Source organism: Mesorhizobium calcicola (genome assembly GCF_042682105.1).
GTDB lineage: Bacteria > Pseudomonadota > Alphaproteobacteria > Rhizobiales > Rhizobiaceae > Mesorhizobium > Mesorhizobium calcicola.
Genome location: NZ_JBHUGY010000047.1, coordinates 63,354 through 76,555 on the forward strand (window position 1 = coordinate 63,354; position 13,202 = coordinate 76,555).

13 protein-coding genes are annotated in these 13,202 nt (G+C 63.0%); 5 read left to right on the top strand and 8 right to left on the bottom strand.

Translation table 11 applies throughout. The features are described 5' to 3' along the window. Window positions 1-64: 64 nt before the first annotated feature. Entirely contained in the window at window positions 65-1,531 is a 1,467-nt protein-coding gene (locus ACFSQT_RS28350) for an MFS transporter (RefSeq protein WP_379024340.1), read from the top strand. A gap of 10 nt (window positions 1,532-1,541) precedes the next feature. On the opposite strand, the gene ACFSQT_RS28355 is transcribed toward ACFSQT_RS28350, so the two are convergent. The 3 genes from ACFSQT_RS28355 to ACFSQT_RS28365 form a co-directional block, all read right to left on the bottom strand. Next, entirely contained in the window at window positions 1,542-2,039 is a 498-nt protein-coding gene (locus ACFSQT_RS28355) for a MaoC family dehydratase (protein WP_379024342.1), read from the bottom strand. A gap of 194 nt (window positions 2,040-2,233) precedes the next feature. Then, entirely contained in the window at window positions 2,234-2,662 is a 429-nt protein-coding gene (locus ACFSQT_RS28360) for a phasin family protein (RefSeq protein WP_379024344.1), read from the bottom strand. Between the two features lie 111 nt (window positions 2,663-2,773). After that, a complete protein-coding gene (locus ACFSQT_RS28365) occupies window positions 2,774-4,069 on the bottom strand; it encodes a DUF445 domain-containing protein (protein ID WP_379024346.1) in 1,296 nt (431 codons plus the stop codon). A 274-nt stretch (window positions 4,070-4,343) separates the two neighbouring features. On the opposite strand from ACFSQT_RS28365, the gene rirA reads away from it, so the two are divergent. Beyond that, complete coding sequence (rirA, locus tag ACFSQT_RS28370; RefSeq protein WP_379024348.1) at window positions 4,344-4,808, top strand: iron-responsive transcriptional regulator RirA; 465 nt, start codon at window positions 4,344-4,346, stop codon at window positions 4,806-4,808. Between the two features lie 117 nt (window positions 4,809-4,925). Here rirA and ACFSQT_RS28375 read toward each other — a convergent pair whose 3' ends face one another. The 5 genes from ACFSQT_RS28375 to hemP form a co-directional block, all read right to left on the bottom strand. Further along, window positions 4,926-5,714 (bottom strand): heme ABC transporter ATP-binding protein, encoded by a 789-nt coding sequence (locus tag ACFSQT_RS28375; RefSeq protein ID WP_379024350.1) that lies wholly within the window; start codon window positions 5,712-5,714, stop codon window positions 4,926-4,928. Window positions 5,715-5,753: 39 nt separating this feature from the next. Continuing rightward, complete coding sequence (locus ACFSQT_RS28380) at window positions 5,754-6,857, bottom strand: FecCD family ABC transporter permease (protein WP_379024352.1); 1,104 nt, start codon at window positions 6,855-6,857, stop codon at window positions 5,754-5,756. An 8-nt stretch (window positions 6,858-6,865) separates the two neighbouring features. Then, window positions 6,866-7,792 carry a heme/hemin ABC transporter substrate-binding protein gene (locus ACFSQT_RS28385; RefSeq protein ID WP_379024354.1) on the bottom strand — a complete coding sequence of 309 codons (927 nt, stop codon included), beginning with the start codon at window positions 7,790-7,792 and terminating at the stop codon, window positions 6,866-6,868. 11 nt (window positions 7,793-7,803) lie between these two features. Further along, window positions 7,804-8,865, bottom strand: a complete 1,062-nt coding sequence (locus tag ACFSQT_RS28390; protein ID WP_379024356.1) for a hemin-degrading factor — start codon at window positions 8,863-8,865, stop codon at window positions 7,804-7,806. 124 nt (window positions 8,866-8,989) lie between these two features. Continuing rightward, window positions 8,990-9,196, bottom strand: coding sequence for a hemin uptake protein HemP (hemP, locus tag ACFSQT_RS28395; RefSeq protein ID WP_379024358.1), 207 nt, complete (start codon window positions 9,194-9,196; stop codon window positions 8,990-8,992). 200 nt (window positions 9,197-9,396) lie between these two features. Here hemP and ACFSQT_RS28400 point away from each other — a divergent pair, with 200 nt between their 5' ends. The 3 genes from ACFSQT_RS28400 to ACFSQT_RS28410 all read left to right on the top strand — a co-directional run bounded on the left by ACFSQT_RS28400 (window position 9,397) and on the right by ACFSQT_RS28410 (window position 13,185). Continuing rightward, window positions 9,397-11,622, top strand: a complete 2,226-nt coding sequence (locus ACFSQT_RS28400; RefSeq protein WP_379024360.1) for a TonB-dependent hemoglobin/transferrin/lactoferrin family receptor — start codon at window positions 9,397-9,399, stop codon at window positions 11,620-11,622. A 5-nt stretch (window positions 11,623-11,627) separates the two neighbouring features. Beyond that, window positions 11,628-12,071: a hypothetical protein gene (locus tag ACFSQT_RS28405; RefSeq protein ID WP_379024362.1), complete on the top strand. Its 444-nt coding sequence runs from the start codon at window positions 11,628-11,630 to the stop codon at window positions 12,069-12,071. A 274-nt stretch (window positions 12,072-12,345) separates the two neighbouring features. Beyond that, window positions 12,346-13,185, top strand: a complete 840-nt coding sequence (locus tag ACFSQT_RS28410) for an energy transducer TonB (RefSeq protein WP_379024364.1) — start codon at window positions 12,346-12,348, stop codon at window positions 13,183-13,185. The last annotated feature ends 17 nt before the right edge of the window (window positions 13,186-13,202 follow it).

The following is a 13,202-nucleotide window of genomic DNA, read 5'->3' on the forward strand; positions in this document are numbered from 1 at the left end:
ACATCAGCCAAAGGAATAGATCTCCGATAGCTCCGGTTCTGGAGCCGACGGAAAGGAGATCGCCTTGGCAATCGCAGAGCAAAATCGGCGCGTATCGGCGCTGGCACAGACACACTCCGCCCGCTGGGCGCTGGCAAGCCTGTCGCTCGCCACGCTGCTGTCGTCGCTTGGAACCAGCATCGCCAGCGTCGGGCTGCCGTCGCTGATGCAGGCGTTCGGCGCTTCGTTCCAGTCGGTGCAATGGGTTGTTCTCGCCTATCTGCTCGCCATCACCACGTTGATCGTCAGCGCCGGACGGCTGGCCGACATGTTCGGTCGCCGGCCATTGCTGCTTGGCGGTATCGCGTTGTTCACGCTGACATCGGTGCTTTGCGGTCTGGCGCCGACATTGTGGCTGCTGATCGCCGCGCGGGCCGTGCAAGGGCTTGGCGCGGCGCTGATGATGGCGCTGACGCTGGCTTTTGTCGCCGAAACCGTGAGCAAGGCCAAAACCGGCAGCGCCATGGGCCTGCTCGGCGCGATGTCCGCGATCGGCACGACGCTTGGCCCGTCGCTCGGCGGTTTTCTGATCGCCGGTCTCGGCTGGCGGGCAATTTTCCTGATCAACGTCCCGCTGGGCGCGCTGACCTTCGCCCTCGCCTGGCGTGCCCTGCCGGCGCGCGGCAAGGCAGCCCAAACTGCTCAAGGCAAGTTCGACGCCGTAGGCACCGCCCTGCTGGCCCTGACGCTGGCAGCCTATGCATTGGCCATGACGCTTGGCAGAGGCAATTTCGGCGCACTCAACATCGGCCTGCTGATAGCGGCCGGCATCGGCGTCGTGCTGTTCGCCACTGCGCAGGCGAAAGTGAAGACCCCGTTGATCCGGCTCGCCAGCTTTCGTGACCTGCAACTGAGCGCCAGCCTGGCGATGAGCCTCATCGTCGCCACTGTGATGATGGCGACCCTGGTGGTTGCCCCATTCTACCTGTCGCGTGGGCTCGGGCTCGATGCCGCAATGGTCGGCCTCGTGCTTTCGACCGGTCCGCTTGTTTCGACCCTGTCGGCGCTGCTGGCCGGACACCTGACCGATCGCTTCGGTGCATACAGGATGATGGTCGCCGGCCTCACCAGCCTCGCCACCGGCACGTTCCTGCTGTCGCTCGCCATGACGAAACTCGGCATTGCCAGCTACGTCGTACCGATCACCGTCACCTGCATCGGTTACGCGCTGTTCCAGACATCCAACAACGCAGCCGTCATGGCCGGTGTCGGCGCTGGCGAGCGCGGCGTCGTTTCAGGCCTGCTCAATCTTTCGCGCAATCTCGGCCTCATCACCGGCGCATCATTGATGGGCGCCGTTTTCGCCGTCGCATCGGCCGGGGAACGGCAAGACATTGGCCAGGACATTCTGAGTTCCGTGGCCGCCGCCCGGGGGATGCAGGTCACCTTTCAGATGGCCACGGCGCTGGCGTTGGTCGCGCTGTTCCTTGCGCTGCTCTCCTCCCACGCCGCTGGCCGTGCGGAGCCCAGAGTTTCAAAAGGCACGAGCTGATAGCGGCCGTTTACGCCCCTGCCCGTTTGCGGCGCTCATAGAGCATGACCAGTGTTTCAGCCGTGAGCGCCGGCTTTTCCTCGCCTTCGATCTCGACCGTGTTGGCCGCCTTCATCAGATACTGGCCAGGGCCCCTGTCCTCCATGGACAGCAGCGTGGTGCGCAGCCTGATGCGCGCGCCGACCTTGACCGGCGCCAGGAAGCGCACCTTGTCGAAGCCATAGTTGAACGCGGCCTGGGTGTTTTCGGGCACGATGCCCATGCCGAGCGCCAGCGCGCCGATGATCGACAACGTCAGGTAGCCATGCGCGATGGTCGTGCGGAACGGGCTTTGCCGTCGCGCGCGCTCCGGATCGACATGGATCCATTGATGGTCGCCGGTGCATTCGGCGAACTGGTCGATACGATTCTGGTCGACCGTCGTCCACTCCGACACGCCAAGCTCCTGCCCGGCCATCGTCCGCAACTGCTCGTAGGTCGGCGGCGTCTTAGGCCGTATTTCAGTCATTCCTGATTTCCCGATCGCTTCCAACGCCTCCGGACCACGAACTGGCAGCCCCTGTCAATTCGCTCCGCGCGAATCCGTTCCGCCGATTTCGGCCGCAATCGTGCCATGCCGCCCGGCGCAGTGGCAGGGCAAATCGGGATTTCCTGGCTTTCAGGGCTTGCCGGCGGCAGCAAAGCCACCTTGGTCGCAGGCCGCTACTTCCTGTCGTAGCCGGCGCGGATTTCCTCCATCGCCTCCTTGATGCGCGTGCGCAGGATGTCGACCGATTCGGTGCCGGATTTCTTGACCAGTTCAGCCACTTCGCCGGCATTCTTCAACGCAACCTCGAAGGATCTACGAGCGAATTCCGTCTGTTTGGCCATCAGGTCCTGCGGATTGCCCGGCGCCCTGTAGCTTTGCGCCATCTCGGTGACTTCGCGCAGGGTTTCCTGAAGCATCTCGCGCTGCCTGGACAACAGCGACGTCGCGCCGGCGGCACTGGCTCGGGCCGATTTCTCCAGCGCTTCAAGGTTCTTGCGATGATGCGCGAGGATAGCCTCGACATCGACATTGGGCACCTTCAGGTCGCGGCCGAACCGGCCGAACATGTCCATGAAGGAATCGGATTCCGATTGCTTGGCCAAGATGGTCTCCTCCCCTGTCGCCGCCGATTGGGCTCCCGGACGAGAGAATAGCACCGAAGTGCCGGGTGTCCATTCGAACGCAGTGGAATCGGCTCAGGCCCGAAACGGACGTCAGCCGACGAGGAACAGCCGCTCGGCGACATAGAGCACAACACCGGCAAGCCCACCAATAATCATGCCGTTGAAGCGGATGTATTGCAGGTCCCTGCCGATGTTCATCTCGATCAGCCGCGTCAGCTGCGCAAGGTCCCAACGCTTGACCTGATCGGCGATGAATTTCGACACGCCGCTCTTCTGGCTCTCCACGAACGAAGCGAGCGCCACCACGAAGCCCTGGTTCATGTCGGCCCTGATCTGTGCATCACTCGCAAGATGCCGGCCAACCTCGACGAACATGTTGGCGAGATGCGCACGGATAATCGACTCGGGCGCCTTGGCGTCCTGCTCGATGAACTGGCTGAGGCTTGCCCACATGTCGCCGGCCAGACCGCTGACTTCCGGCCGGGCGAGGAAATCGCGCTTCAGCTTCTCGGCGCGTTTGGCATATTGCTTCGATGTCCTGAGCTTTTCGATGAAGCCTTGAGCGAAACGGTCGAATTCGGCGCGCATCGGATGGTCGGGATCGGCCCGCACCTCGTCGAGCAGCGAGCCGGCCGAGGCGACGATCTTCTTCAAGAGATAGGCGTCGGCGCGAAACAGGTTGAACAGCGACGGCAGCTCCTCGCGGATTTTCTCGCGCATCGTCGCCAGCGCCTGCTCGTCGTTGAGGAACCGGCCGACCACCTTGGTGAATTCGTCGAACAATTTCTGGTGGCGGCGATCGTCGGTGAGCGCCGACAACAGTTCGGCGGCCAGCGGCGCCAGCGGCACCTTTTCGATCTGTTCGATCATGCGGCTGGTGACGAAGCCGCGCAGGCCGGATTGCTCGACGGCGGCGAGCGTCTGCGGCACCAGCCGCACGACGAAGCGCGACAGGCCGGCGGCACGTTCGGCATCGGCCAGCCAGTCGGCGACGAGCGCCGAAAAATCGACTTCGGCAAGCTTTTCACGCACCGGTTCGGGGGCGAGGAAATTGACCTCGATGAAGCGGCCGAGATTGTCGGCGATGCGGTTCTGGTTCTCGGGGATGATGGCGGTGTGCGGGATCGGCAGCCCCAGCGGCCGCCTGAACAGCGCCACCACCGCGTACCAGTCGGCGAGCCCGCCGATGGTCGCGGCCTCGGCAAAGGCGGCGACGAAGCCGAGCCACGGATAGGTGTGCTCCAACGACTTGGCGACCGCAAACACCAGCACGCAAAGCGCCAGCGCCGCCGCTGCAACGAACTTGGTCCGCCGCAGCGCGGACAGCTTGGCACCGGCATCGGTGTCGAAACGGACAGGCGCCAGGGACGAAGCCGATTGTGACATGGATGAGCCGCTCCTCGTCGATCTCGGGCTATCTAGTGTCTCACCCGACGAAATGCCCGTGACAGCCGATTTTCCTCGCCTTTTGTCGGGCTGCGCACACAAAGTTGACGAGAATGTTCATCTATTGTGCCAGCCAGTCTGGAATTGTTCCAAGGTATAGGCCATATTCCGCTTAGGCCAATGCGGCGAACCCGAAATTTTCGGGTTAAAGCGGCATCAGCAAAGTTTTGAGATCTGGCGCGGTTGCACCGCACCAGTGCCTTGTGAGGACAAAATGCGGCTTACGCGCCAGACCAACTATGCCATGCGCATCCTGATGTATTGTGCCGCCAACACCGATCGGTTGAGCCGCATCCCAGAGATCGCGGCTGCCTACTCGGTGTCGGAGCTTTTCCTGTTCAAGATCCTGCAGCCACTGGTCGAGCACGGCCTGGTCGAGACCGTACGTGGCCGCAATGGCGGCGTCAGGCTTGGTCGCGCCGCCGAGTCCATCAGCCTGTTCGATGTCGTGCGCGTGACCGAAGAGAGCTTCGCCATGGCCGAATGTTTCGAGAACGATGCCGCCGAATGCCCGCTGGTCGACAGCTGTGCGCTGAATTCGGCATTGCGCGAGGCGCTGAACGCGTTTTTCGCCGTTCTGGAGCGCTACACGATCGCCGATCTCGTCGCCGCACGGCCGAATGTGCGCAGCCTGCTCGGCATCGACATGCTAGTGGAACGCCGCGCCCCGGCTGCCTGAGCAAGTATCCCCGCGTCTGGGTAGGTATCGCGGGTTCCGAGAACCGGAACGGAGCGTACTTTCGGGTATACCGGAAGCGCAGGAAACCGCGATTCGCAGGCCGGCCTCACCTGAATATCAGACCGCTGATTGCGGCAATATGAACGGCATGTTGCCGGCCGGCAGCACGCCGACCCTGAGCCGGCAATCGAACACTTTTTCGATCAGATCGTCGCTCAGCACGTCCCGCGGCGAGCCGGTGGCGGCGAGCCTGCCGCGATGCATGACAAAGATCCGGTCGGCAAACATGGCCGTCAGATTGAGGTCATGCAGGATGGCGACCACGCCGCCGCCCGGTCTGGCGAAGTCGCGGGCGATGTTCATGATGATCAGCTGGTGCTTGATGTCGAGGCTGGAAACCGGCTCATCGAGGAACAGATAGCGCGGCCTGCCGTCGAGCACCGGCGCCCAGACCTGGCACAGCACGCGCGCAAGCTGGACGCGCTGTTGCTCGCCGCCCGAAAGCTCCTGATAGTAACGTCCGGCAAAACCGTCGAGATCGACGCGCGCCAGCGCCCGTTCCGGCAGCCGCGCGTCCTCGCCCGGCAGAACGCCTGAGCGGCCGCCGACGAGGCCGAGCTTGACCACCTCTCGCACCGTGAACGGGAACGACAGCGTCGTCGCCTGCGGCAGCACTGCCCGCTGTGTGCCGACCTCGACCGGCTTCATCGCCGAGAGATCGCGGCCGTTGAGGACGACATGCCCGGTGTAGGCGAGTTCGCCGCACAAAGCCTTGAGGAAGGTCGTCTTGCCCGAACCGTTGGGACCGACGATGGCGGCGATCTCGCCGGGCCGAGCAGCGAAATCGACACCGGTAACGATGCGCTTGCCGGCGATATCAACCGAAACGTCCCTTGCCTCGATCATCAAAGCCTCACAGGTCCCAAATCTCACAAATCCCAGATTTCACAAATCAATGACGCCGCGCTTGCGCAGCAGGATCCACAGGAAGAACGGCGCACCGGCGATCGCGGTGACGATGCCGATCGGCAATTCGGCCGGCGCCACGAAGGTGCGGGCAACGGCATCGGCCAACAGCAGCAGCGACGCACCGAGCAGCGCCGATGCCGGCAGCAGATAGCGATTGTCGGGACCGATCAGCAGGCGCAGCAGATGCGGCACGACGATGCCGACGAAGCCGATGCCGCCGCTGACCGCGACAGAGGCGCCGACCGCCGCCGAGACGCCGATGATGGCCGTGTATTTCAGCCGCTGCACCGGAATGCCGAGATGGCCGGCGGTCGCCTCGCCCAGCGCCAGGGCGTTGAGGCCGCGCGCCAGGAACGGCATCGCCGCCAGCGCCAATACGATGATCGGCCCGACCGAAGCGATCTTCGCCCAGGTCGCGCCACCGAGCGATCCGAGCTGCCAGAAGGTCAGGTCGCGCAACTGGCGGTCGTCGGCCATGAAAATGAGGATGCCGGTCAGCGCCATGGCGAGCGCCGCCAGTGCAATACCGGCGAGCAGCATGGTGGCGACCGAGGTTTGTCCCCGTCGCGTGGCAACCTGATAGAGCACCAATGTCGAGGCAAGACCGCCGAAGAAGGCCGCCAGGGGCAGCGCAAGTGTGCCGAGCCATGCCGTCACCGGCGCCAGCATCGTGGCGCCGAGCACGATGACGGCAACCGCACCGAGGCTCGAGCCGGCCGAAACGCCGATCAGGCCAGGGTCGGCCAGCGGATTGCGGAACAGCCCCTGCATGACCGCACCGGAGACGGCGAGTGCTGCGCCAACCAACATGCCAAGGATGATGCGCGGCAGACGGATGTCGTAAACGATCAGGCTGTCGCGGGCACTCAGCGCGGCGTTATCAGGCACGGTGCCGAACAGCCAGGTGCTGATCACGTTGACGGCCGATGCGTCCGATGCCCCTGATGTGAGCGACAGCAGCACGGCAATGACCAGCCCCAGGCACAGCAGAAGGATGACGGTGCGGGCGCGGCCCGAGCGGTCGCCTTCGGATGCACCGGTCAGCACCTTCACCGGGCCGGCGATTGATTGAGAGACCATCTGCCCGCTTAGTCCGCGACCTGCGCGCCATAAAGCGCGACGGCGAGGTCGTGGATGGCGTCGGCCGTGCGCGGCCCGAAGCCGAGCAAATAGCCACCGTCGATGCGGATCGGCTTGCGCGCGGCACCCGCCGGCGTCGAGGCCACGGCTGGATTGGAGAACAGTTCGTCGTCCGATACCGGAGGCCCGGCATTGCTCATCATCAGGATCACATCTGGCCTGGCGGTGATAACAGCCTCGTCGGACATCTGCTTGTAGCCGGAAAAGCCGTCGACGGCATTGATCCCACCCGCCAGCTTGACCATGCCGTCGGCGGCGGTCTCGCTGCCGGCGGCGAGGATCTTGCCACCCTGTATCGACAGCACGAACAGGATGCGCTTGCGCGCCTTGATCGAGGCCGTCTGTTGTTCGGCGGCCGTGAGCTTGGCGTCAAGCTCCCTGGCCAGCGCCTCGGCCCTGGCGTCGACGCCGAGCGCCTTGCCGACGATGCGGACCTTCTCTAGGATGCCTTCGTGGCTATAGTGCTCGGGCACTTCAATAAAGGGGATGCTCGCCTTCTTCAGCACATCGACGGCTTCCTTGGGCCCGCTGCCTTGCAGCGCCAGGATACCGGTCGGATTGACCGACAGCACACCTTCCGGCGACAGCTGCCGCATGTAGCCGACATCAGGCAGATCAAGTGCTGCTTTCGGATAGCGGCTGGTGGAATCTCGAGCCACCAGATGCTTCTCCTCGCCGAGTGCATAGACGATCTCGGTGATCGAGCCGCCAATGGCCGCGATCTTCGAGGCATCGGCAAAGACGGTCGCGCCCTCGGTGGCATTGCCGGGTTGCAAGGCGAAAAAAGCCAGGGAAAGACCGATCGCCGGACCCATTGCCGATCTTAGAATGGGCGCCAACCTGACGATAGGCGCCAGTCCTGGGAAGGAAACCATTTCTATCGTCCTCAGGCTGCGGTCGGGCTTGGGGTGCGCGGCAGGTTCTCCGCCAGGAATCGCCAGTCGTCGCGCTCGCTCTCGCCCTCATGGCGCTTGCCGAAGAACTGGATGATCATCTTGCCGTCGGCGTCATAGACCTCGAGCGAAGTGACATGACCGACCTTGGTCGGCTTGCGCACCGCCCAGACCTCGTGGATGTGGTCGGTCCGCAGATGCAGGTGGAAGGTCTCGTCCAGCACATTGATCCATGGCCCCATCGGCTTGATGGATTTGACCGGACCGGAATGGATCTGGATGCAGCCGCGATTGCCGACAAAGCACATGATCGGCATTTCGCCCTCGGCGGCATGATGGAACATGGCGCGGACGGCGTCATTGTCGAGCAGCCAGGCATAGTCCTGGCCGACCATGCGCACCGCCTGCCGGCGGCTGAGCTTCAGCGTCTTCAGCATGCCGAAGAACTGATGCACGTCGGTCAGCCGGCTCCAGCGGTCGCGCAGATCGTCGAGATTGGCAGTCGTTGCCGCGGCCTCGTTCTCGTCGTCGGAAATGTGTCCTGAAATGTCGACCATGGGCTCCTGGTTCGGCGATTCGAGCGCGGCGACCAGCTTCTGATAGGCATAGAGGCTGGAGGCCGGCCGCAGATGCACTTTGTGCACGGCCTCGCCGGCCGCGTCGAAGAACTGCAGGCTGCGGCGGATGTCGTCGCTATCGCGCTTTTCCACGGCAAAGCCGTGCGCCCAGACCTTCGGGAAGATGCGCAGGTCGATGTTTTCGCCGAGCACCATGGCATTGTGGTTGCCGGTGACGACCTTGTCGTAGATGCCGATCTTTTCGTGCACGGCGCTTTCATTGCGGGTCAGCGCCATGACTTCGCCGACGGCTTCGAGGCCGGTCAAAAGATCGTTGACGCGCGGCTCGATGCGGACGACGCCGTCGCCGCAATGCGCGGCGACCAGCTCGACCTCCGAAATGCCGAGCTGGACAGCCAGATCGCACTCGCGCGTCTTCGGGTTGTCTGTCCGTGCCCGCCGGATTTCATGCGGGGCGGGTTTTACGCGCTGGTCCATGTCTCGTCCCTGCTGCCTAGAGCAATTCCAGGAAAAGTGTGAAACGGTTTTCCGTCCGGAATTGCGTTAAAACAAAGAGATAGAGCGGTTCGGCGTTTCCGTGAAACGGTGAACCGCTCTAGCCTTACTTGTTGAGAATGAGCTTGCCCTGGCGGGTGATCTTGAGCCGGTAGAGTGCGCCATGATGTTCGATGCCGATCTCGTGCTCGCCCTGGAACAAGGTGTTGCTGGAGAGGGTTCGCACCGCCAGCGGAACCCTCTCGAAACGGGCGGAGGTGTCGTCGGAGCGGCGGACGCGATAGCGAAAGTCATTGGGATTGTGCGTGTTCATCTGGATCGATCCCTTTCCTGTGCCGGGCACCTGGCTAGGCGTTGCATAAATGCCGATTCATTTCTTGACTCGAATAATCATGTTTACTAGTCAGTGCAATACCGGAGCAAACGAGTCAAGATTTAAGACGCCGGACACGATCAAAAATGCCAGCAAGCCCCAGGCCAGCCAGCATCGAACCTGGATTTTGGAGTTGGGGCATGGGGTTGATGAATTGGCGCGGCCGGTTTGACGTCTGCGGGTCTGACGAGAGTCTTGGCGGGCGATCCACGACAAGAGGAATGGCGGCCTTGCTGGCAAGCGTCGCGGCAGTCACTTTGCTGACGCCACCGGCCAGCGCCCAGCAGGCCGCCGAGCCGACCGCAAAACAGCAGACGGCGCGATCACAGAAGGCTGAAGAGACAAAGCCTGCCCCGGCGGGCGCGACGCTGCTCGACAAGATCCTGGTGCTGAGCCGCACCGGCGAGACGGCGATCGAATCGCTCGCCTCGGCCAGCCATGTCGACCAGGAACAGCTCGACCGCCGCATGGCGACAACACCGAACGAGATGCTGATGGGTGTGCCCGGTGTCGCGGCGCAGGCCGACGCCAGGCGCGTCAGCACCAGCATCAACATCCGCGGTCTGCAGGATTTCGGCCGCGTCGCGGTCATTGTCGACGGCGCCCGCCAGAATTTCAAGCGTTCCGACCACGGCACGCAGTCGACCTTCTATATCGATCCCGAGCTCGTCAAATCCGTCGACGTGATCCGCGGTCCGGTTGCCAACACCTATGGCTCGGGGGCTATCGGCGGCGTCGTCTTCTTCGATACCAAGGATGCCGAGGATTTCCTCAAGCCGAACGAGACATGGGCCGGCTCCGTCACCGGACGCTATGAGACCAACGGCAAGGGCTGGACCACCAGCGCCTCCGGTGCCTATCGCTTCAATGAGAACTGGGACGCGCTCGGCAACATCGTCTACCGCAACTATGACGACTACAACGATGGCGGCGGCGACACCGTCAAGGGCACCGGCTTCGACGTGCTGAGCGGCCTGCTCAAGACCACCATCCGGCCGACCGACAACAGTGCGCTGAAGCTCGGCTGGGTCGGCTCAAGCGATGGCTGGAACGAGATCAGCGGCGGCGTGCCGGTGAATGACGTCGACCTCAAGTCGAACACCTTCACCGCTGGCTACAACATATCAGACGAAGACAAGAGCTGGCTCGATCTCCACATCAACACCTCCTACAACAAGACCAACCTCGACTTGACCAGCCTCGTCGCTCGGAAGCGGTTCGATCCGGTCACCGGCCTGCCGATTGTCTTGCCGGCAGGATCGCAATCGACGTTCGACGTAGGCACCACTGGTATCGACATCTGGAACACGTCCAGATTCGAGACCGGCGGCCTGGCGCATGAACTGACGTACGGCGGCGACTGGGTCGGCGACAACGTCAAGACCGGCGGCACGGCCGGCGGCGACAGTTTCTACACGCCATCGGGCAAGCGCAACGTGTCCGGCGCCTACGTCCAGGACAAGCTCACCTGGGACTGGCTCGAAGTCATCGCCGGGCTGCGTTACGACAATTACAGCCTCAAGGATGACACTCACGAAACGTCAGGCGACAGAGTGTCGCCGCGCATCACCGTCGGCGTCTCGCCCTTCGAAAGCGCCAGCCTTGCCGGCCTGCAATTCTATGGCACCTATGCGGAAGGCTACCGTTCGCCTTCGCTGACGGAAACGCTGATCAGCGGCAACCATCCGGCCGGCGTTTCCTTCCCGTTCCTGCCCAATCCCAACCTGCGGCCTGAAACCGGCAAGACGACGGAATTCGGCGTCAACTACAAGCAGAACGACATCCTGGAGGCCGGCGATGCGCTCCGCATCAAGGCGGCCTACTTCAACAACAATGTCGATGATTATATCGACGGCGTGACACTGTCGCCGTTCGACCCGACCAGCGGCTGCCCGTTTGGCCCCGGCATACCGATCTGCTTCCAGTATCAGAATTTCGCCAAGGCCAAGTTCAACGGCTTCGAACTGGAGGGCGTCTATGACGCAGCCTGGGGCTATGCCGGGCTCTCGGCATCGATCACCAATGGTCACACCGTATCCTACAAGGGTGTGGAAGCTGACCTCGCAACCATCCCCTCCTCGCAGGTCACGGCCCAGCTTGGCCTGCGCTTCCTCGAGGACAAGCTGACCGTCGGTGGCGAAGTGCAGTACAATGGCAAGCCGAAGGGCAATGCGGTGGCCAAGGACTATACGCTGGTCAACGCCTTCGCCAGCTATCAGGCGACCGACAATCTGAAGGTCGATTTCCGTGCCGACAATCTGTTCGATGTCAAATACGCCAACCCGTTGAACGGCAGCACGACGGTTGCGGTCTATGAACCGGGCATAGCGCTGAAGCTGGCGGCAACGATGCGGTTTGGAGGCTGACGGCAATGACACGCTTGATGACATCCCTTCGTCTGCTGACCTCGACGCTGACGATGTCGCTTGCGATGGTTCCGGCGTCGGCTGAGCAGTCCGCGCCGGTCCCTGCGTTGGCCCTCGAACTCAATGGTGCGCAAGCCTCCGACAAGGGCTGCCGCCTGACCTTCGTGGTCAACAACAATCTCGGCGCCGACCTTTCCAAGGCGGCGTTCGAGATCGCCTTGTTCAACGAGGCCGGTGTCGTCGACCGGCTGACCGTACTCGACTTCAAGGAGTTGCCAGCCGGCAAGACCAAGGTGACGCGTTTTGACCTCGCAGGCGCCGACTGCGCCAAGGTCAGCCGCGTGCTGATCAACAGCGCGACGGAATGCACCGGCACCGGCGTCGAGCCGAACGCCTGCATGCGCAAGCTGAAGATGGACACCAAAACCGGTATCGCTTTCGGCGTCTGAGGTGGGACTGCATCCCGCACTCCTGCAGAACACAGGGGCTTGGCCTCCGGCCGGCTCGCATGTGTTGTCGTTTGGACCAAGCGATCTTGATTTGACAAGTCCGCACGGGTCGCTGCAGGTCTCGTCCCACGACATGCGTGACATCAGTCCTCTCCTCGAAGCCGGCGCCGAACTGGCGATAGTGCCAACCAAGCCGCTTACGCCGTCGCGGCCATCGGCCTGGAGCAGCAAATGGACGGCAGCGATCGTCATTTCTTGCCTGCTCCATGCCGCCGTGGCGGCGGCTTTTCTGATTTCGCCTTCAGGAACATTCGAATTCCAGGACGCCGTGCAGCCAGAGGGCAGCGATCAGTCGGGCACCAATGTTGTCGGCAGCGCGCTGGATCGTGACCCGGCGGCAATAAATGTCGCGCTGGTGCCGAACCCGCAACCGACCAAGCCAGCGCCGGCAAAGGCGGCCAGGCCGGCGCCGCCAACGCAGCCTTCCGAGCCCGCTCGGGAAGCAGCGGAGCAGCCCGACAAGCCTTTGCCGGAACCTGTCAAACAGCCTGCGGTGACGCCGGACATATTGGTGGCCGGTGCTCCACGCCCCAATGACCGGAGCGTGACTCCAAAGACCGAAACACCGGCACAGCCAGCCGTTCAGGCCGAAAGCGCCGAGGCGCCTGTCACGGTTCCTGAGCAGCCACCGATTCCCAGCGCCAGGCCAAGTCCGGCAGTCTCCCCAGCAACAGCAAGTGAAGCGGGTGAGAGAAGCGGCACGGCCGATGGCCAGGACCGGTTGGCGCCGGCAGCCAGTAAGGGCAAAAGACAGAAAGAGGCAGGCAGCGCCGTGGAAGACAGCTACCGCGGCGACGTCTTTAGAAAGCTCGGCAGCGTCAATCGCACTCTCCCGCCTTCGCTACAACTGGCCGCACGCAACAATGCGGTTGTCGCATTCGTCATAGGCAGGAAGGGCAACATAAACGAGTTGCGCATCCTGGAAACCTCAGGATCGGCGGCTTTCGATGAGGCCGCGCTTGGCATTGTACGCAAGGCTGCTCCCTTCCCTCGAATTCCACCACAGGCAGCAAGCACAAGTTTGGAGTTCGAGACCGAAATCGGCCCATTTTAATTGTGCGCAGAACAAAA

Bases quoted from the DNA above. Each gene is read 5' to 3' on its own strand.
- rirA (WP_379024348.1), top strand. From the start codon at position 4,344: ATGCGGCTTACGCGCCAGACCAACTATGCCATGCGCATCCTGATGTAT.
- ACFSQT_RS28365 (WP_379024346.1), bottom strand. From the start codon at position 4,069: ATGTCACAATCGGCTTCGTCCCTGGCGCCTGTCCGTTTCGACACCGAT.
- ACFSQT_RS28375 (WP_379024350.1), bottom strand. From the start codon at position 5,714: ATGATCGAGGCAAGGGACGTTTCGGTTGATATCGCCGGCAAGCGCATC.
- hemP (WP_379024358.1), bottom strand. From the start codon at position 9,196: ATGAACACGCACAATCCCAATGACTTTCGCTATCGCGTCCGCCGCTCC.
- ACFSQT_RS28385 (WP_379024354.1), bottom strand. From the start codon at position 7,792: ATGGTTTCCTTCCCAGGACTGGCGCCTATCGTCAGGTTGGCGCCCATT.
- ACFSQT_RS28405 (WP_379024362.1), top strand. From the start codon at position 11,628: ATGACACGCTTGATGACATCCCTTCGTCTGCTGACCTCGACGCTGACG.
- ACFSQT_RS28355 (WP_379024342.1), bottom strand. From the start codon at position 2,039: ATGACTGAAATACGGCCTAAGACGCCGCCGACCTACGAGCAGTTGCGG.
- ACFSQT_RS28380 (WP_379024352.1), bottom strand. From the start codon at position 6,857: ATGGTCTCTCAATCAATCGCCGGCCCGGTGAAGGTGCTGACCGGTGCA.
- ACFSQT_RS28400 (WP_379024360.1), top strand. From the start codon at position 9,397: ATGGGGTTGATGAATTGGCGCGGCCGGTTTGACGTCTGCGGGTCTGAC.
- ACFSQT_RS28390 (WP_379024356.1), bottom strand. From the start codon at position 8,865: ATGGACCAGCGCGTAAAACCCGCCCCGCATGAAATCCGGCGGGCACGG.